Annotated in this window: 1 pseudogene; it reads right to left on the reverse strand. The window is 71.8% G+C overall.

Going from position 1 to position 298, the window contains the following annotated elements:
- Nucleotides 1-256, reverse strand: a pseudogene (locus tag ACZYR5_RS29635) (collagen-like triple helix repeat-containing protein); the annotation flags it as partial.
- Nucleotides 257-298 lie beyond the last annotated feature (42 nt).

Here is a 298-nt window from a genome sequence, read left to right on the forward strand (position 1 = left end):
CGTCGCCGCCCGGATTGCTTGTGCCCCCGCCGGTTCCACCGCCGGTGCCTGCGGTGCCATCACCCGCTCCGCCGCCAAAGCTGCCACCCGTGCCACCGGTACCGGCCGTGCCATCGCCACTGCCAGCCGATCCGCCGGAGCCGTCACCGCCCGCCGCCCCGGCAGCGCCATCGGGGGATGAGCTGCCCGAGGTGCTGTGATGGCCGCCACCGCCACTGCTGCAACCGGCCAGGCCGAGACTGAGGACCAGGGCCAATGCCGTTCTTGCCTTCAACCCAACGCGCGTGTTCATGAGGAT

The sequence above is a fragment of the Pseudomonas sp. F007 genome (assembly GCF_057814275.1).